This is a genomic window from Stenotrophomonas sp. T8 (assembly GCF_051853085.1).
Lineage (GTDB): Bacteria > Pseudomonadota > Gammaproteobacteria > Xanthomonadales > Xanthomonadaceae > Stenotrophomonas > Stenotrophomonas sepilia.
Genome location: NZ_CP195329.1, coordinates 2,212,644 through 2,230,402, shown reverse-complemented (window position 1 = coordinate 2,230,402; position 17,759 = coordinate 2,212,644). Strand labels below are relative to the sequence as shown.

The following is a 17,759-nucleotide window of genomic DNA, read 5'->3' as shown; positions in this document are numbered from 1 at the left end:
TGGCGGCATGATACGCCGCCACCGTGATCGCCACCGTCACTGCATCGGGCGGCTACCGCTTCAGAAGCGGTAGCGACCCTGCACGTAGAAGGTGCGCGGTGCGGCCACCATGCGGCCGGCGTTGCCATCGACGTTGCGGGTGTACCAGCGCGTGTCGGCCAGGTTGTTCACGCCCAGCGCGATCTCGCTGTCACCCAGGCCCGGCACCTGCCAGGCCACCTGCGCATTCCACAGGCGCACGCCCGGCACGCGGCCCACGCGCGCATCGGCGGTTTCTTCCCAGGTGTTGGCGGCATCGGAGAACTGGCCGCTCTGGTGGGTGCTGGAGACATTGAAGGTCCAGCCGGCCAGCGCGTAGCGGGCGCCGACGCTGTCGGTGTCGCGCGAGTAGAACGGCACGTCCAGGCCACGGTTGTCACCGGACTGCTGGACCGCCTTGGTCCAGGTGTAGTTGGCGTACAGCTCCAACCCGGCCAGCGCACTGTCCTCGGCGAAGTGGTACTCCACCGCGCTCTCCACGCCCTTGTGGTCGGTGGCGCCGATGTTCTGGAAGGTCGGCGGGGTGATGCCCGGCACCTGCAGGATCTGGTTGTCGAAGCGCATCTTGAACACGGTCACTTCCGCGCGCAGGGCGCCGTCCTGCCAGCGCGCGCCCAGCTCGGTGGTCCTGGCGATTTCCGGGTTCAGCGGGTTGCTGGCCGTCTGCGAATTGAGCTGGATGTTCTGCACCGGCCCGAACGAGGTGGTGTAGTTGCCGAACACGGTCAGCTGCGGAGTCAGCAGATAAGCGATGTTGAGCGAGGGCAGAGCCTTGTCGTTGCGGCTGCTGAAGGTCGCCGCGCCACCGGCCTGGCGGCGGTCCATGTCGATCCACTCCATGCGCACGCCCGGGGTGATCCGCCACTGGCCGATCGCGATGCGGTCGTCGATGTAGAACGCGTGGGCGTCTGTGGCGTTGTCGAAGCGGTTGGTGGCGCCGGCCACGCCGGTGCGGCGGGTGACGGTGTAGCTGCGGTCGTTGCCACGTTCGCGCAGGAAACGGTAGCCGGCGGTGATGTCGTGAACGCTTGCACCCCAATGCAGGCGCTGGGTGTAGCGCGGCTCGATGCCGAGCACGCGGTAGTCGCGCGGCTGCACGGTCAACTGGGTGTTGGCGGCGTTGATCAGCGAGCTGGCACGGGTACTCTCGTTGTAATAAGCCAGCACCTCGAACTCGCTGTTGGCCGACAGCGTGTTGGTGTAGCCCAGGTCGATGCCGGTGCGATGGCCCTTCCAGAAATCGGTGGGGCGGGTGTTCTGGAACGGGTCGGCCTCGTACTGGGCGCGAGTCAGGCCGCCCGGGGTCAGCGAGCGCACATCGTAGTAGGACAGCTTGGCGCGCAGTTCCTGTTGTTCGTCGATGGCATAGGCGAACTTCAGCGCCAGGTCGTTGAAGCGGTCATCGCTGCCCTGGCGCCAGCCGCGGCCGTCCTGGCCGGAGTACAGCAGGGCCGCGCCCAGGCCATTGTCGCCGGTGCCGCCGAGGAAGGCGTTGTACTGGGTGCTGTCGCCGCCGCCGTGGTCGTAGGCGGTGTAGCGCACACCGGCTTCGCCATGCAGGCCGGTGCCGGTGGGAATGGCACGGGTACTGAAGTTGATGATGCCGCCCACGTTCTGCGGGCCGTAGCGTACCGCGCCGCCACCACGCACCACGTCGATCGATTCGATGTTCGACAGGCTGGTCGGCGCGAACGACAGCTGCGGCTGCCCATACGGCGCTACCGCCAGCGGCACGCCGTCCAGCAGTACCGTCGAACGCGGCGAGTAGCGCCCGGTCAGGCCACGAACGCCGATGTTCAGCGACACGGAACTGCCGGCGGTGCCGGAGTTTTCGGTGACCTGCACGCCGGGGATGCGGCGCATGGCATCGCCGATGCTGGCCGCGCCGCTGGCCTCGATGCGCTGGCGGTCGACCACCGTGCGTGCGCCGGCAAAGCGCTTGACGCTGTCATGCAGGCCGGTGCCGAGCCAGCTGCCCGAGACCTGGATGCTGTCCAGCGTAGTGGCGCGGTCCTGGGCAAAGGCGCGGGTGGCCGGAAGCAGGCACAGGGCGAGGGCGGCGGCCAGGGGCAGGCGGGCCGGTTGCAGGGCGTGGATGGCCATCGGTAGAGGTTGTGGAAGGTCGCAAATGAGAATTATTGCTGATTCCATTCGCTATTGGAATGCGCCCCCGGTTCATGCCCGTGCCCCGGTGATAGAGTGGGCGATTGTTTCCTGACTCGCTGAGATCCGCCATGTCCCAAGCCGCCTTCTACCCCGTCGGAACCCCTGGCCAACCGTGGGGAGCGGCGCAACGGGAGCTGTGGCGTGGCCGCCAGCAGCGCCTGCGTCGGTATGACAAGGAGGTGCTGCCGCGCATCGAGTCGCTCGCATCGCGCTTCGACAAGGTGGCCTATGGTCAGCTCGACTACGCCGGCGAGAGCTATACCCTGTTTGCCCTGCGCAGCCGCGACTGGAACCCGGCGCTGCCGGCCGCACTGGTCACCGGTGGCGTGCACGGCTACGAGACCAGCGGCGTGATGGGCGCGCTGGAATTCCTCGAGAAGCACGCCGCCAACTATGCCGCCAAGGCCAACCTGCTGGTCGCGCCGTGCGTGAACCCGTGGGGTTTCGAGCGCATCAACCGCTGGAACTTCGATGCGATCGACCCGAACCGCAACTTCCGCGCCGATGGCCCGGCGCGTGAATCAACGGCGGTGATCGATCTGATCGCGCCGTACAAGGGCCAGTTCGTGCTGCACATCGACCTGCACGAGACCACCGACAGCGACGAGAGCGAGTTCCGCCCAGCGCTGGCGGCACGTGACGGCAAGCCGTTCGAGCCGGGCCTGATCCCCGATGGCTTCTACCTGGTGGATGACAGCGAGAACCCGCAGCCGGCCTTCCAGCAGGCGGTGATCGCTGCGGTGGAAAAGGTGACCCACATCGCCCCGGCCGACGACAAGGGCGAGATCATCGGCTCGCCGGTGGTGGCCCACGGCGTGATCGAGTATCCGCTGGTGAAGCTCGGACTGTGCGCGGGCATCACCGGTGCGAAGTTCACTACCACCACCGAGGTCTACCCGGACAGCCCCCGGGCGACCCCGCAGCAGTGCAACGACGCGCAGGTGGCCGCGGTGTGCGCGGCGCTGGATTACGCGCTCGCCCATCGTTGACCGGTAGTGCCGGCCGCTGGCCGGCAACTGAAAAAGGGGACGGAGGGGATCAAGTCGTTTGTGGCACAAACGACTTGATCCCCTCCGTCCCCTTTTTTGTGTCATCCCAACGCGTCGGCCCACCACAGTGCGGCCGGTCCCGGCGGCGCGTCGCGGCGCCACAGCAGGTCGCTGTGGATGCGTCGTGGCCAGCCGGGCAGCGTCAGTTCCACCAGCTGCCCGCGGTCGTAGCGCTGTACCAGCGCGCGTGGCAGCTCGGCCCAGCCGATGCCGTCCTCGGCCATCTCCATCACCATCAGGTAGTCGGTGGCGGTCCACGCCAGCCCGGTAACCGCCCGCGCATGGTCGACCTCCGCGCTCAATCGCACCTGCCGGTACCGTGCCAGCTGGGAAGCTGCGCGACGGCCGGCGTCGGCCAGCGCATGGTCGCGCGCCACATACACCGACAGCTCGCTGTGATGGGCCAATGGGCGTGCCACCAGACCATCCGGATAGCTTTCCTGGCGCGGCAGCAGGCCCAGCGCGGCGCGGCCGCTGCCGACCAGCTCCAGCACGTCATCGCCTTCGGCATCCAGCCATTCCAGTTCGATCTCCGGGAATGCTTCGGCAAAGCGCTGCAGCACGCGCTGCTCCGGATCGAGCTGGTACACGTCGGAAAACACCACGGTCAGCCGCGCTTCGACCGGCGCGGCCAGGCGCACACTCAACTGCTGCAGGCGGGCATCGGCGGCGAGGATTTCATGGGCATGGCCAAGCACCTGGCGCCCGGCCTCGGTCAACCGGGGGTAGCGCCCGCTGCGGTCGAACAGGCTCACCCCGAGGTCGGCCTCCAGATGGGCAATGGCGGTACTGACCGTTGACTGCGTCTTGCGCAGGCGGCGCGCCGCCGCCGAGAACGAGCCCAGCGCGGCGGCTTCCACGAAGGCCTGCAGGGATTCGGGGGAATAGGGCATTGAACCATCGCTCCTGTCGATGGAATCCATTTTGATACCACCGTAAAAGGCGATGATACTGGCCGCCGTCGCCCTTGTCTGCGGGGCGTTCCGGACCGTCCACGCATGCCGTGGACCCATTGAAGAGGCGGCGCGGTCCCCGCCCTGCAAGGAGCTTCACATGTCCCGTACTGTTGCCGCCCGTGGCGCGCTCGCCGCCTGGGCCTGCCTGACCGTGGCGATCGTCGCCGAAGTGGTCGGCACCTCGTTCATGGCCCATGCCGCCCGCGATGGCGGCTGGACCGGCTACCTGATCATGGCCGGCGCGCTGGCGCTGTCCTACTTCTTCCTGGCGCAGTCGGTGCGCCGCATCGCCGTGGGCGTGGCCTACGCGGTGTGGGAAGGCCTCGGCCTGACCCTGCTGACCGTGGTCGGCCTCACCGTGTTCGGCGAGAGCCTGTCGCTGCAGCAGCTGGCCGGCCTGATGCTGGCCGTGGCCGGCATCGTCTGCGTCACCCTCGGGGAGGCGCACTGATGAATACCCTGGCCCTGTTTTTCGTGATCTGCTCGGCGTTGATCGACGTCGCCGCCAACATGATGGTGGCCAAGTCGGAAGGTTTCCGTCGTTGGCGCTGGGGCGTCGGTGCGATCGTCCTGGTCTGGATTGCCTTCGCCCTGCTGGGCCAGGCCGTACGCTACATGGATCTGGCCACGGCCTATGCGATGTGGGGGGCGATCGGCGTGATCGGCACCGCCAGCTGCGGCCGCCTGTTGTTCGGTAACCGCCTGCGGCCGATCGGCTGGATTGGCATCGCCCTGGTCACGGCGGCGGTACTGCTGCTCAGCACCGCCAAGTAGCAGCACGTCCGGTCGCGAGCGGGGCGGCGATGATGCAGCGATTTGCGAAGTCGCCCATGCTCATCGACACTGCGGTTTTCCACATGGAGTGCCCGCATGTTCAGCCACATCACCGTAGGAACGAACGACATGAATGCCGCACGTCGCTTCTACGACGCCCTGTTCGCCGCGATGGACGCGCGGGCGGGCGTATTCGACGAGAAGGGACGGCTGCTGTACTTCAAGGATGGGCGGATGTTCGGTGTAACCGCGCCGATCGATGGGCAGCCAGCGTGCCATGCCAACGGTGGCACCATCGGTTTCAGTCTGGGCAGTGCAGAGGCCGTGCGTGCCTGGCAGGAGGCTGGAGTGGCTCACGGTGGCACCGCCATCGAAGATCCGCCCGGCGTCCGCAACATGTCCGGTCGCCAGGTGTTCCTGGCCTATCTGCGTGACCCGGATGGCAACAAGCTGTGTGCGGTGCACGTAATGTCGTGATCGGACAGGATGTGCGTGGCCGCGCCGCAGCCCGCGTGGGCAAGGTGGCACTCCGGCGCGCGCGTGATACCACGGAATGAGCGGACGGGCCTGCGACCGCAGGCCGCAACTTCATGCTCTGTCCACTGCGGTTCAGCCAGAATCGGTCGGCTAACCCTTTGATCTACCGGAGAACGCCGCCCCATGGAAGTACTGGAGCCGCAACAATCCCCGGTGCGCACCCTTCGGCCTGTGTTCGCCTTCGCGGCGATCATTGTCGTGGCGTTCGCGCTGTTCGTCAGCCTGTTCCCGCTCGGCGCGGGCCGCCTTCTGCTCAAGGCACAGGATTGGGCCGCCCTCAACGTCGGCTGGTACTACCTGCTGGCCATGACCCTGTACCTGGTGTTCGTGGTGGGCGTGGCGCTGTCCAAGTACGGTGGCATCAAGCTGGGTGCCGACCATGACGAGCCGGAGTTCAGTTACCTCTCGTGGGCCGGCATGCTGTTCGCCGCCGGCATCAGCATCACCCTGTTCTTCTTCTGCGTGTCCGAACCGCTGACCCACTACCTGCAGCCGCCGCAGGGCGATCCGGCCGCAGGCGAGGCTGGCGCGCGCCAGGCCATGCAGCTGCTGTTCCTGCACTGGGGCCTGCACGGCTGGGGCGTGTTCGCGCTGGCGGCGATGGCGATGGCCTACTTCGCCTATCGCCACAACCTGCCACTGGCCCTGCGCTCGGCGCTGTACCCGCTGATCGGCAAGCGCATCAACGGCCCGATCGGATACACCGTGGACGCGCTGGGCATCGTCGCCACCGTATTCGGCATCGGTGCCGACATGGGCTTCGGCGTGCTGCACCTCAATGCCGGTCTGTCGCATCTGTTCGACATTCCGCACTCCAACCTGGTGCAGATCATCCTGGTGGTCAGCATGATGGGCGCGGCGGTGGCCGTGGCCGTGTCCGGCGTCGAGAAGGGCGTGCGCTGGATGGCCAACATCAACATGCTGCTGGCGATCGCGCTGGTGCTGTTCATGCTGTTCGCCGGGCCGACGCAGTACCTGTTCAGCACGCTGATGCAGAACCTGGGCGACTACCTGGGCAGCGTGGTCGGCAAGAGTTTCGATGTGTACGCCTATGGCGGCCGACCGGAATGGCTGGGCGGCTGGACGGTGTTCTACTGGGCCTGGTGGATCGGCTGGGCACCGTTCGTCGGCCTGTTCATCGCGCGCATCTCACGCGGCCGCACCATCCGCGAATTCGTATTCGGGGTGCTGCTGATCCCGCTCGGCTTCACCCTGGCCTGGCTGTCGATCTTCGGCAACAGCGCGCTGGACCAGGTGCTCCACCACGGCCAGCAGCAACTGGCGCAGCTGGCGGTGGATGATCCACCGACGGTGCTGTACGCGCTGCTGGACGGCTACCCGTGGAGCCGCACGGTGATCGCGGTGACGGTGCTGGTGAGCTTCATCTTCTTCGTGACCTCCGCTGATTCAGGGGCGGTGGTGTTGTCCACGCTGTCGTCGCATGGTGGATCACCCGAAGACGATGGTCCGCGCTGGCTGCGCGTGTTCTGGGGCACGGTGATCGCGGTGCTGACCGCCGGGTTGTTGCTGGCCGGCAGCATCGATGCATTGAAATCGGCGGTGGTGCTGGCATCGCTGCCGTTCTCGGCGATCCTGTTGCTGATGATGTGGGGCCTGACCCGCGCGTTCAGTGACGAGTCGCACCGCAAGCGCGCGCTGCAATACCGGCCATCGCCCTTGATCGGAGACGATCGCCATCATCAGGGCTGGCGCCAGCGCCTGAGCCAGGCCATGCACTTCCCGGTACGCGACCAGGTCTACCGCTTCATGGATGACACGGTGAAGCCGGCGATGGAGGCGGTGGCCGAGCAGCTGCGCGGGCAGGGTTGGGATGTATCCACCCGCTTCGAGGCCGGCGACATGGAGCTGACGGTGAACCACGGCGAGCAGCAGGACTTCCTGTACCGGGTGATCCTCAGCGGCTACCTGACCCCGTCGTTCGCCGCCCAGCAGCTGCGCAATCAGCGCTACTACCGCGCTGAGGTACATCTGTTCGAAGGCAGCCAGGATTACGACCTGGTGGGCTACAGCCGCAAGCAGATCATCAACGACATCATCAGCCAGTACGAACGGCACCTGCAGTTCCTGCACCTGAGCCGTTGATGCGGTGGGTGCGGACCGCGGGACCGCACCGACCTGTAGAGCCGAGCCATGCTCGGCTGCGTGGTGCCGAAGAGCAGCCGAGCATGGCTCGGCTCTACAGTGGCAATCAGAACCGGTAGCGCGCGCCCAGCGAGACGAACTGCCCGCGCAGGTTGTACTGGCTGATGTCGAAACCGTTGGAACCGCCAGCCGGGTCGAACGGCGGGTCCTTGTCGGTCAGGTTCAGCGCCGACAGCGACAGCGTGGTGTTGGGAATCCCTTCGTAGGCCACATACAGGTCCAGCTGGTGATAGGGCTTGACGCGGTCACGCAGCCCCGGGTTGCTGGTCGCCGTCGCCACGCGCTGGTCGTAACCGCTCACGTACTGCAGGCTCAGCGTGCTGCTCCAGTCGCCCACCGCCCAGTTCAATGAGGTGGTGCCGCGGGTGCGAGGCAGCGCGCCGTGGCGGTTGTTGCCGGCGCCGTCATACGGTGCTTGGCCGGCCACCAGCGGTTGCTTGAAGCTGAGCAGGTGGGTCCAGCTGCCGGCCACGGTGAAGGTGCCCCAGCCGTCGGTACGGAAGGTACGGCTGGCGTCCAGGTCCAGCCCCGAGGTGGTCAACTCGCCCTGGTTGGCGTACTGGTTGGTGATGAACTGGATGCGTCCCTGCGCATCACGTTGCACGCGGCCCGGGAACAGGGTCGGGTTGTCGACGATGAACTGCGCGCTGTCCGGCTTGACCAGGTTGTCCTGCTCGATGCGGTACCAGTCCAGGCCGATGCTGGTATCGCCATCCGGCGACCACACCGCACCCAGGTTGAAGTTGCGCGAACGTTCGGCCTTCAGGTCCGGGTTGCCGGTGCGGATGTTGGTGATGCCACGGCTGCCGCCGGGCTGCAGCGGATCCAGCGGATCGATCACCGAACCATAGCTGACGGTCTGGCCGGGTGCGATTTCCGGCAGCGACGGTGCACGGAAGCCGCGGGAGAACGAGCCGCGCAGCAGCAGGCTGTCCAGCGGTTGCCAGCGCAGCGCCACCTTCGGTGAGAACGCCTTGCCGAAGTCGTCGTAGTGGTCGCCGCGGCCCGCAACCTGCAGTTCCAGCGTGCGATGCAGCGGCACGCTCAGTTCGGCGTAGGCGGCGCTGACCTGGCGCTCGCCGTTCACCACGTTGATGGCCGGGCGCAGTTCGGTGCCCGACAGCACCTGTGCACTGGTGCGCGCGTCCAGTGATTCCTTGCGGAACTCTGCACCCCAGGCGAAGCTGATCGCACCGGCCGGCAGCTCCCACAGCGAGGTCGAGGCCTTCAGGTTCAACGAATGCAGCTTGTACCAGCCCGGACGCTTGGTCTGCAGGCGCAGTGCATCCAGTGCCCCCGGCGTGCTGGACGGGTTGAGGAAGTTGTAGCTGCCATCGCGTAGGATCTGTTCGAACGCGTAGCGGTTGACGAAATTGTCGACGTACTCGCGCTGCGCACTCTGCGAGGTCAGCGCCGAGACTTCCCAGTCCCAGCGTTCACCGCTGCCGCGCACGCCGGCCAGTGCACGGTAGAACACCTGGGTGTTGTCCTTCAGGCGCGGGCCGAGGTCGAAGAAGGTGTACTCGAACGGCAGCGGCGTGCTGCCCGGATTGTTCGGGTGGCCGACCGGCAGCACCGCCGGCACGTCGATCAGCGTGCCGGTGGCCGGGTTGTACGCGCGCAGGCCGGGGCCAACGGTCAGCGGCGCGCTGAAGATCTGGTCGGCCTTGTTGTGGCTGTACAGCACATCGGCGAAGGCCTCGACGCTGTCATTGAAGCGGTAAGTCGCGCTCAGCGAGGCCTGCAGGCGCTCGGCGCCGGGCTGCAGGGTCTTGAACGGCTGCGCATTGAAGGCGCAGGCCTGGCCGGGCAGGGTACTGCCGAAGTCGCTGTACGGGCGCAGCTGGCTGCCGTCGGGGCAGTTGGCGAACGGCTGAGGTGCGCGTGGGTTGGACAGCCAGTTGCCACCGGCGGTGGACCAGCCGGCCAGGCGTCCGCCGGGCTTGTCGCGGAAATCGCCGCTGCGGGTATAGGCGCGCTGGTCGGCGTCGAGGCGATCACGCTTGAGCAGGTCCAAGCCGAACAGCACGTTCCAGCCCTGCTGCTCCAGGTCGCCGAAGCCGGCCAGCAGGTTGGCCTTGCGTTCGTTCAGGCCACCCTGGGTGGCGGTACCGAAGCCGCCACCCACCTCCACGCCCTGGAAGTTCTTGCGCAGGATGATGTTGATGACACCTGCGATGGCATCGGAGCCATACACCGCCGAAGCACCATCCTTGAGGACTTCGATGCGCTCGACGGCGCTGATCGGCAACGCGTTGAGGTCGACGAACGTGTCCTGGGTATTGAGCGCGAAGCCGAAGTTGGACACGCGGTAGCCGTTGACCAGCACCAGCGTGTTCTTCGGCGACAGGCCACGCAGGCCGATCGATGCAGAGCCGGCGGCGAAGCTGCCGGTGTACTGCTCATCGAAACTGTTGCCGGTATTGGCCGACAGGTTGCGCAGCACGTCGGTAAGGGTGGAGCGGCCGGTCTGCTCGATCTGTTCGCGGCTGACGATCTGCACCGGGTTCGGCCCGGCGGTATCACTGCGCTTGATGTTGGAGCCGGTCACCAGCACGGTGCCGAGAGTGGTGCTGTCCTTGCCGGTATCGGCCGATTCAGCGGCGCCGGCAGCGCCGGCGGTGAGGCTCAGCGCAATGGCGCCGGCTAGCAGGTTCAGGGTGGTGCGGTACATGGAAGCGACAACGCCAAACGGGGGAGGAGCCGTCAGTACCGCACGCAGGTACATGCGCCTTCCAATGACGAAAGCGCATTCAGTTATACAGCACAGGTTCTTAATGAACGGAGCGAGGAGTGCGGAGCATTTGGTCCGCACGCTCCTGTAGAGCCGAGCCTACGTTCGGCTGCGCACACTGACCGGAAAGCAGCCGAGCATGGCTCGGCTCTACAGAAGGCAATGCCAGCCCATCACGGCCGCAGCAGCACCTTGCCGTTGCGGCCCGAGCCTCCTGCGACCTTCGCTGCCTGGGCGATGTCGTCCAGCGCGAAGATCTGCTCCACCGGCAGCGTCAGCTCGCCGCCAGCAGCACGCTTCAGCAGTTCGCCCACCAGCCGGCGCTTGTCCTCCACCGCCATCGCCTGGCTGACCTTGCTGCCCCAGAAGCCCTTCACCGTCGCTTCCTTGTAGATCAGGCCGCCGGCCGGGATGCGCATCGGTTCGCCGCTCATCACGCCGAACGACACCAGCGTGCCGTTGTGGCCGAGCAGGTCGACCAGGTCACCGCTGGCGTCGCCGCCGATGGAATCCACGGCGGCCGCCGCCTGTGCTTCGCCGGTCGCTTCACGAACGCGATCCTTCCACCCGTCCAACGAGGTGTCGAACACATGATCGATGCCCAGCGCCTGCAACTGCGCCACGGCAGCGGCGTTGCGCACCAGGTTGGCCACATGCACGCCACGCGCCTTTGCCAGCATCGCCAGCGACTTGCCGACCGCGCCGTTGGCGGTGTTCTGCACGATCCACTGGCCTGCTTCGACGTGCAGGAACTCCAGCAGCATCAGCGCGCTCAGCGGCATGGCGATCAGCTGTGCGGCCATCTCGTCCGGGATCGCCTCCGGCATCGGAATCACCATGCGTGCCGGTGCAATGAACGCTTCGGCCCAGGTACCGTGCACCGAGGCGGCGGCAACCCGCTGGCCGATCTGCAGGCCGTCCACGCCATCGCCGAGTGCATCGACCACGCCCAGTGCTTCACTGCCACCGATCGCAGGCAGTGTCGGCTTGTACCCGTAGAGGCCACGCACGGTCAGCAGGTCGTGGTTGTGGATCGAGGCCAGCACGGTGCGGATGCGCACCTCGCCGGGACCGGGCTCGGGCAGGGCGGCATCGGCAATGGCGAGGACGTCGGCCGGGTTGCCGAAGGAGGAGTACTGGGCAGCGCGCATGGACGGTGTTCCGGGGAAAGTGGATGTTGTACCGAACTGGGGACGCAGGGCATGTCGACAAGGCGTCGCTGCTGCAACACGGCATCCTGCGACTGATCGTCGCGGCATGTCGTGATTACCGCATCTTGTGTTGACGGTTCGAGTCATCCCCACTATGTTGTGGCCGTCACTCCCGGTCAGCCGCCGCCGCCGGACATGCAGCAAACGTCCCACGGCCCGCCCCTGAAGGCTTGCCGTGTCGACGCGGCCGCCACCGTGCGGACGCAGGTCGCCCCCACGGCCCGGATACCGGCCGCAGGCGCAGGCAGATGCCGACGACCTCCGTTCCCGCACCCTGGCAATCCACCCGTTTGCCCCGTGCGCCGGTATCGCGTCCAGGGCCGCCATGGCATCGACCGCCAAAGCGCGTGCGAGCCTGGAGTTTCACCACCATGACCGACAGTACCTTCCGCGCGGCCGATCTGGCCGGCGCCGCCGACGCTTTGCGCGCTGGTGGCGAGCGCGTGCCGACCTGGATCACCAAGGAGGCCGGCAACCGCCGCCTGCCGTTCGACGCTGAGCGGCTGCAGCGCAGCATCGATGCCGTGCATGCCGAGTTCCCGCAGCTGGATGTGAGCGACTACCGCCGCGTGGTGCAGGCAATGGTCGAGCGCAAGCCCAGCATCAGCGCCGATGACCTGGTCGATCTGCTGATCCGCGAGGCGGAATCGCGGGTGGACCTGGTCGCGCCCGAGTGGGAACAGTTCGCCGCGCGCATCTACCTGCGTCGCCTGTACAAGCGTGCCAGCCGCAACCGCTTCTACGATGTCAGCCTGAAGTACGGCTCCTACGTGGGCCTGCAGGAAAGCCTCGCCGATCGTGGCATCTACAGCAACGACATCCTGCGCTGCTATTCCAAGGAAGAGCTGCAGCAGGCCGGTGAGATGATCGATCCGGAACGCGACCGCCTGTTCGCCTACAACGGCCTGTACCTGCTGGCCACGCGCTATCTGGCCAGCGACCGCAGCCGCGAGGTCTATGAGCTGCCGCAGGAGCGCTGGCTGACCATTGCGCTGTACCTGATGCAGGAGGAAAAGCCGCGCGAACGCCGCATGCAGCTGGTCGGCGAGGCGTACTGGGCGCTGTCCAACCTGTACATGACGGTGGCTACGCCGACCCTGGCCAACGCCGGCAAGGTGGGCGGCCAGCTGTCCAGCTGCTTCATCGACACGGTGGACGACAGCCTGCAGGGCATCTATGACTCCAACACCGATATCGCGCGCGTGTCCAAGCACGGCGGCGGTGTTGGCGCCTACCTGGGCTACGTGCGCAGCAGCGGCGCGCCGATCCGCGGCGTGGCCAATTCCTCCGGCGGCGTGGTGCCGTGGATCAAGCAGCTCAACAACACGGCGGTGTCGGTTGATCAGCTTGGCCAGCGCAAGGGCGCGGTGGCGGTGTACCTGGACATCTGGCACCGCGACATCGAAGCCTTCATGGACCTGCGCCTCAACAACGGTGACCAGCGCCTGCGCGCGCACGATGTGTTCACCTCGGTGTGCGTGCCCGACCTGTTCATGGAAGCGGTCGAACGCCGCGCCGACTGGTACCTGTTCGACCCGCACGAGGTGAAGCAGGCCAAGGGCTGGTACCTGCAGGACTTCTACGATGAGAAGCGCGGTTCGGGCAGCTTCCGCGACCGCTATGCCGAGCTGGTGGCCGATGAGCGCATCAGCCGCCGCACGGTGAAGGCCATCGATCTGTTCAAGCGGATCATGCTCAGCCAGCTGGAAACCGGCAACCCGTTCCTGTTCTACCGCGACGAGGTCAATCGCAGGAACCCGAACAAGCACGCGGGCATGATCTATTCCAGCAACCTGTGCACCGAGATCCTGCAGAACATGAGCCCGACGCGGATGATCCAGGAGATCGTCAGCGGCGACCAGATCGTCACCACGCGCCGTGCCGGTGACTTCGTGGTCTGCAACCTGTCCTCGATCAACCTCGGCCGGGCGATCAGTGCACCTGATGACCTGCTGGCCACCGATGTGCTGGAGCGCCTGATCCCGATCCAGGTGCGCATGCTCGACAACGTGATCGACCTCAACGCGTTGCCGGTGCCGCAGGCCACGATCACCAACCACAAGTACCGTGCCATCGGCCTGGGCACGTTCGGTTGGCACCACCTGCTGGCGCAGCAGGCGATCCAGTGGGAATCTCCGGATGCCGAAGCATTGGCCGACCGTCTCTACGAACGCATCAACTTCCTGACCATCCAGGCCAGCGCGCAACTGGCGCGGGAGAAGGGCAGCTACCCCATGTTCGCCGGCAGCGATTGGCACAACGGACGCTACTTCCGTGACCGCGGCTACAGCGGCGCGGCCTGGGACAGCCTGGCCCGCGAAGTCGCCAGGCATGGCCTGCGCAACGGTTGGCTGCTTGCAGTTGCGCCGAACATGAGCACCGCGCAGATTGCAGGCTCCACGGCCTCCATCGACCCGATCTACAGCGCGTTCTATTACGAGGAAAAGAAGGACTTCCGGCGGCCGGTGGCGGCGCCGGGTCTGTCGCTGGAGACCTGGCCGTACTACGAGAAGGGTGCCTACAAGGTCGACCAGTTCGCCAGCGTGCGCCAGAACGCGCGCCGCCAGCGCCATGTCGACCAGTCGATCAGCTTCAACCTGTACGTGCCCAGCACCATCCGCGCCAGCACGCTGCTGGAGTTGCACCTGAGCGCCTGGCGCGAAGGCCTGAAGACCACCTACTACGTGCGCTCCAACGACATCGACATCAGCGAATGCGAGTGGTGTTCAAGCTGACCACCGGCGGCCCACGGTAGTGCCGGCCGCTGGCCGGCAACACGAAGGAAAGAGAACGAAGGCATAAACCATGGCAACCCCCCTCGATCGCATCAAGATACTCGAACCACGCCATCCCAACCGCAGCACCGGCATCATCAACGGCCAGACCAGCGGCATCCTCAACTGGAACGATATCCCGTACCCGTCGTTCTATCGGGCCTACAAGGAGCTGTCGACCAACTTCTGGATTCCCGACGAAGTGGACATGAAGCTGGATGCGCGCCAGTACGGAGAGCTGTCAGGGCGCGAAAAGAACGCCTACGACTCGATCATCGGCCTGCTGGCCACGCTCGATTCGCCGCAGACGCGCTTCATCTACAACGTGGCCGAGTACATCACCGATCCGGCCGCGCACGCCAACGCGGCGATCATCGGCCAGCAGGAAGTGATCCACAACGAGAGCTACAGCTACGTGCTGGCCTCGATCACCGACCTGCCGAACCAGAACCGGATCTTCGAGATCGCCCGCACCCACCCGACCATCATCAAGCGCAATGCCCCGATCATGGGCGCGTATGACGATTTCATGCGCGAGAAGACCGCCGAGACCCTGCTCAAGTCGTTGATCCAGTCCTCGATCCTGGAGGGCATCAACTTCTATTCTGGGTTTGCGTACTTCTACAACATGGTGCGGCAGAACCGCATGAACGGCACCGGCAAGATCATCAGCTTCATCAATCGCGACGAGCTGGCCCATACCAAGTTCATCAGCGAGCTGATCCGCGCCATCATCGGTGAAAACCCCGAGCTGCAGACCAATGAGTTGACCGCCTATGTGCACCAGTCATTCGAACATGCCATCGAGCTTGAGACGCAGTGGTCGTCGGAGGTGCTGGATGGCATCGATGGCATCGACGTGGACGAGATGGTGCGCTACGTGAAGTACCGCGCCAACAAGATGGCCGGCATGCTCGGGATCGAGCGCCTGTACAGCGACACCACCGACAACGTGATGCCGTGGATCAAGGCCTACGCCGACAACTTCACCGAGACCAAGACCGACTTCTTCGAGATGCGCAATGCAAGTTACAAGAAGACCAACGTCGACAACGGCTTCGACGATCTCTGAGCCCGGCGCCGCGCTGAGCATCCTGATGGTGGTCGCCTCCTTGAGCGGCAACACCCGCGAACTCGGCCGGCAGATTGCCGAGCGCTGCCGCGTTGCCGGTCATGCGGTGCACTGGCAGGAGGCCGACGACCTGCGCCAGGCACCGCCGCTGGCGGCCGATGAGGCCGACCTGGTGCTGCTGGGCTGCTGGACCGATAACGCCGGGCGCACGCCAGCGGAGATGAAGGCGTGGGTGGCCGGCATTGCCGAGCGCGGTCAGCAGCCACGCCAGCTGGCGGTGTTCGGTACCGGCGAAACGCAGTGGGGGCAGGCGTACTACTGCGGCGCCGTGCACCGGCTGATCCGCTATTTCCGCAGCGACTATCCGCCGCTCGAGATCGAGCAGATGCCGCATGGCGAGCGTCACGCCGCAGCCATCGACGCCTGGACCGATGCGATCCTGGCCCACTACTGGAGCAACCACGATGCAGATCATCGACGCCACCACGCCTGAGCAGTTCCAGCAGCTGCTGGCCGAGCACCCGCGGGTGCTGGTGGATTTCCACAAGGACCAATGCCCGGGATGCCGGATGCTGGAGATGTCGCTGCACCGGGTGGCCAACAGCGTCGCGGGGCAGGGCACCACGTTGCTGCGCGTGCAGCTGGAGGTGCTGGGTGAGGCGTTCTTCAGGGAGCTGGGGCTGCGGCAGACGCCGACGCTGTCCCTGTTCCGTGACGGCGACGAACGCACGCGCCTGGCCGGGTTCCAGTCGCCGCAGCAGATCGAAGCCGCGATCGCGTTGCATTTGTAGAGCCGAGCCCATGCTCGGCTGCCGTTCGCGCGGTGAGCGATGAGTCGAGCATGGCTCGACTCTACAAGGTATCCACGCATGGCGTGGATCTACCGGGGCAGGGTCCGTGGTTTGGCGTCAGGCTCCGCTGAAGGTATCCACCAGCAGCTTCACATTCAGCACCACAATCACCAGCGCGATCACCCAGGCGATCGCGCCCAGCCAGCGCGGGGCCACCAGCGCGCCCATCGTCACCTTGTCGGTCACGATCCGCACCAGCGGAATGATCGCGAACGGCAGCTGCATCGACAGCACCACCTGGCTCAGCACCAGCAGCTTCACCGCGCCCTGATCGCCGAACAGCAGGATCACCACCACCACCGGAATGATCGCCAGCGCACGTGTGATCAGCCGTCGCAGCCATGGCGGCATTCGCAGGTGCAGGAAGCCTTCCATCACGATCTGGCCGGCCAGCGTCGCGGTGACTGTCGAATTCAGGCCTGACGCCAGCAGCGCCACCGCGAACAAGGTCGCCGCCGCACCCACGCCCAGCATCGGCGCCAGCAGCTGGTGGGCCTGCTCGATGTCTTCCACGTCGAATCGGCCATTGGCATGGAACACCGCCGCCGCCAGGATCAGGATGCTGGCGTTGATGAACAATGCGAGTGTCAACGCGAGGGTGCTGTCGGTGACCGCCCAGCGCAGCGCGCTGCGGCGGCCTTCATCCGTGCGCGGGTAGGCGCGGGTCTGCACGATGGACGAATGCAGGTACAGGTTATGCGGCATCACCGTGGCACCGATGATGCCGATCGCAATGTACAGCGCGTTCGGATCGGTCACTACCTGTGCGCGCGGAATGAATCCGCCCAGCACCGCCATCACTGGCGGGGCAGCCATCGCGATCTGCACCACGAAGCAGGCGAAGATCACCATCAGCAGCGCGATCACGAAGGCTTCGAGCGCACGGAAGCCGCGGTTCATCAGCAGCAGAACCAGCAGCGTATCCAGCGCAGTGATCACCGCACCCCAGAGCAGTGGCAGGTCGAACAGCAGTTTCAGTGCGATCGCGGTGCCGATCACCTCGGCCAGGTCGCAGGCGATGATCGCCGCCTCGCACAGCGCCCAAAGTGCCAGGTTCACCGGCTTCGGGTAGCGGGCGCGGCAGGCCTGCGCGAGGTCCATGCCGGTGGCGATGCCGAGCCGTGCCGACAGCGCCTGCAGGATCACCGCCATCAGGTTGGAAATGAGGATGACCGACAGCAGCAGGTAGCCGAAGCGCGAACCACCGGCGAGGTCGGTGGCCCAGTTGCCCGGGTCCATGTAGCCGACCGAGATCATGTAGCCCGGGCCGAGGAAGGCCAGCAGGCGGAACCACCAGTGACCCTTGTCGGGTACCGCCACCGAGGCGTTGAGCGCGCCCAGGCTGGCCGGAGTGGAGGCCGAAGGGTCGCGGGGCGCCAGGGTGTTCATGGCCCGAATATAGCTCCTGCTATAGTCATTAGCAATGTGAAACA

General features: G+C 66.0%; 14 protein-coding genes. 9 read left to right on the top strand and 5 right to left on the bottom strand.

Annotated features, from left to right (window positions below; genetic code table 11):
• Window positions 1–60: 60 nt before the first annotated feature.
• Window positions 61–2,142 carry a TonB-dependent receptor family protein gene (locus ACSDHM_RS10465; RefSeq protein ID WP_439426252.1) on the bottom strand — a complete coding sequence of 694 codons (2,082 nt, stop codon included), beginning with the start codon at window positions 2,140–2,142 and terminating at the stop codon, window positions 61–63.
• Between the two features lie 131 nt (window positions 2,143–2,273).
• Between ACSDHM_RS10465 and ACSDHM_RS10460 the strand changes: the two genes are divergently transcribed.
• Complete coding sequence (locus ACSDHM_RS10460; RefSeq protein ID WP_072167512.1) at window positions 2,274–3,194, top strand: M14 family metallopeptidase; 921 nt, start codon at window positions 2,274–2,276, stop codon at window positions 3,192–3,194.
• 101 nt (window positions 3,195–3,295) lie between these two features.
• On the opposite strand, the gene ACSDHM_RS10455 is transcribed toward ACSDHM_RS10460, so the two are convergent.
• Complete coding sequence (locus tag ACSDHM_RS10455) at window positions 3,296–4,147, bottom strand: LysR family transcriptional regulator (protein WP_111200625.1); 852 nt, start codon at window positions 4,145–4,147, stop codon at window positions 3,296–3,298.
• Window positions 4,148–4,307: 160 nt separating this feature from the next.
• Here ACSDHM_RS10455 and ACSDHM_RS10450 point away from each other — a divergent pair, with 160 nt between their 5' ends.
• The 4 genes from ACSDHM_RS10450 (at window position 4,308) to betT (ending at window position 7,624) form a co-directional block, all read left to right on the top strand.
• Complete coding sequence (locus ACSDHM_RS10450) at window positions 4,308–4,661, top strand: SMR family transporter (RefSeq protein ID WP_088497872.1); 354 nt, start codon at window positions 4,308–4,310, stop codon at window positions 4,659–4,661.
• Window positions 4,661–4,984 carry a DMT family transporter gene (locus ACSDHM_RS10445; RefSeq protein WP_072167515.1) on the top strand — a complete coding sequence of 108 codons (324 nt, stop codon included), beginning with the start codon at window positions 4,661–4,663 and terminating at the stop codon, window positions 4,982–4,984. Before ACSDHM_RS10450 ends, ACSDHM_RS10445 begins: the two co-directional genes overlap by 1 nt.
• A gap of 96 nt (window positions 4,985–5,080) precedes the next feature.
• Complete coding sequence (locus tag ACSDHM_RS10440; protein WP_088497871.1) at window positions 5,081–5,461, top strand: VOC family protein; 381 nt, start codon at window positions 5,081–5,083, stop codon at window positions 5,459–5,461.
• 183 nt (window positions 5,462–5,644) lie between these two features.
• Window positions 5,645–7,624, top strand: coding sequence for a choline BCCT transporter BetT (gene betT / locus ACSDHM_RS10435; RefSeq protein ID WP_072167517.1), 1,980 nt, complete (start codon window positions 5,645–5,647; stop codon window positions 7,622–7,624).
• A 106-nt stretch (window positions 7,625–7,730) separates the two neighbouring features.
• Here the strand turns inward: betT and ACSDHM_RS10430 are convergent, their stop codons facing one another.
• Complete coding sequence (locus ACSDHM_RS10430) at window positions 7,731–10,358, bottom strand: TonB-dependent receptor (RefSeq protein ID WP_439426251.1); 2,628 nt, start codon at window positions 10,356–10,358, stop codon at window positions 7,731–7,733.
• 233 nt (window positions 10,359–10,591) lie between these two features.
• Window positions 10,592–11,569, bottom strand: a complete 978-nt coding sequence (locus ACSDHM_RS10425) for a zinc-binding dehydrogenase (RefSeq protein WP_111200606.1) — start codon at window positions 11,567–11,569, stop codon at window positions 10,592–10,594.
• Between the two features lie 431 nt (window positions 11,570–12,000).
• On the opposite strand from ACSDHM_RS10425, the gene ACSDHM_RS10420 reads away from it, so the two are divergent.
• From ACSDHM_RS10420 to ACSDHM_RS10405, 4 genes are all read left to right on the top strand, one after another.
• Window positions 12,001–14,364: a ribonucleoside-diphosphate reductase subunit alpha gene (locus tag ACSDHM_RS10420; RefSeq protein ID WP_088496851.1), complete on the top strand. Its 2,364-nt coding sequence runs from the start codon at window positions 12,001–12,003 to the stop codon at window positions 14,362–14,364.
• A 70-nt stretch (window positions 14,365–14,434) separates the two neighbouring features.
• A complete protein-coding gene (locus tag ACSDHM_RS10415; protein WP_061479853.1) occupies window positions 14,435–15,475 on the top strand; it encodes a ribonucleotide-diphosphate reductase subunit beta in 1,041 nt (346 codons plus the stop codon).
• 25 nt (window positions 15,476–15,500) lie between these two features.
• Window positions 15,501–15,968, top strand: coding sequence for a flavodoxin (locus ACSDHM_RS10410; RefSeq protein ID WP_088496849.1), 468 nt, complete (start codon window positions 15,501–15,503; stop codon window positions 15,966–15,968).
• Window positions 15,940–16,266, top strand: a complete 327-nt coding sequence (locus ACSDHM_RS10405; protein ID WP_005409967.1) for a thioredoxin family protein — start codon at window positions 15,940–15,942, stop codon at window positions 16,264–16,266. Before ACSDHM_RS10410 ends, ACSDHM_RS10405 begins: the two co-directional genes overlap by 29 nt.
• A gap of 117 nt (window positions 16,267–16,383) precedes the next feature.
• On the opposite strand, the gene ACSDHM_RS10400 is transcribed toward ACSDHM_RS10405, so the two are convergent.
• A complete protein-coding gene (locus tag ACSDHM_RS10400; RefSeq protein ID WP_061479854.1) occupies window positions 16,384–17,715 on the bottom strand; it encodes an Nramp family divalent metal transporter in 1,332 nt (443 codons plus the stop codon).
• Window positions 17,716–17,759: the final 44 nt, after the last annotated feature.

Excerpts from the sequence above, each read along its gene's own strand:
- ACSDHM_RS10405 (WP_005409967.1), top strand. The coding sequence starts at position 15,940 with ATGCAGATCATCGACGCCACCACGCCTGAGCAGTTCCAGCAGCTGCTG.
- ACSDHM_RS10455 (WP_111200625.1), bottom strand. The coding sequence starts at position 4,147 with ATGCCCTATTCCCCCGAATCCCTGCAGGCCTTCGTGGAAGCCGCCGCG.
- ACSDHM_RS10410 (WP_088496849.1), top strand. The coding sequence starts at position 15,501 with ATGGTGGTCGCCTCCTTGAGCGGCAACACCCGCGAACTCGGCCGGCAG.
- ACSDHM_RS10440 (WP_088497871.1), top strand. The coding sequence starts at position 5,081 with ATGTTCAGCCACATCACCGTAGGAACGAACGACATGAATGCCGCACGT.
- ACSDHM_RS10420 (WP_088496851.1), top strand. The coding sequence starts at position 12,001 with ATGACCGACAGTACCTTCCGCGCGGCCGATCTGGCCGGCGCCGCCGAC.
- betT (WP_072167517.1), top strand. The coding sequence starts at position 5,645 with ATGGAAGTACTGGAGCCGCAACAATCCCCGGTGCGCACCCTTCGGCCT.
- ACSDHM_RS10415 (WP_061479853.1), top strand. The coding sequence starts at position 14,435 with ATGGCAACCCCCCTCGATCGCATCAAGATACTCGAACCACGCCATCCC.
- ACSDHM_RS10450 (WP_088497872.1), top strand. The coding sequence starts at position 4,308 with ATGTCCCGTACTGTTGCCGCCCGTGGCGCGCTCGCCGCCTGGGCCTGC.
- ACSDHM_RS10430 (WP_439426251.1), bottom strand. The coding sequence starts at position 10,358 with ATGTACCGCACCACCCTGAACCTGCTAGCCGGCGCCATTGCGCTGAGC.
- ACSDHM_RS10465 (WP_439426252.1), bottom strand. The coding sequence starts at position 2,142 with ATGGCCATCCACGCCCTGCAACCGGCCCGCCTGCCCCTGGCCGCCGCC.
- ACSDHM_RS10425 (WP_111200606.1), bottom strand. The coding sequence starts at position 11,569 with ATGCGCGCTGCCCAGTACTCCTCCTTCGGCAACCCGGCCGACGTCCTC.
- ACSDHM_RS10445 (WP_072167515.1), top strand. The coding sequence starts at position 4,661 with ATGAATACCCTGGCCCTGTTTTTCGTGATCTGCTCGGCGTTGATCGAC.
- ACSDHM_RS10460 (WP_072167512.1), top strand. The coding sequence starts at position 2,274 with ATGTCCCAAGCCGCCTTCTACCCCGTCGGAACCCCTGGCCAACCGTGG.
- ACSDHM_RS10400 (WP_061479854.1), bottom strand. The coding sequence starts at position 17,715 with ATGAACACCCTGGCGCCCCGCGACCCTTCGGCCTCCACTCCGGCCAGC.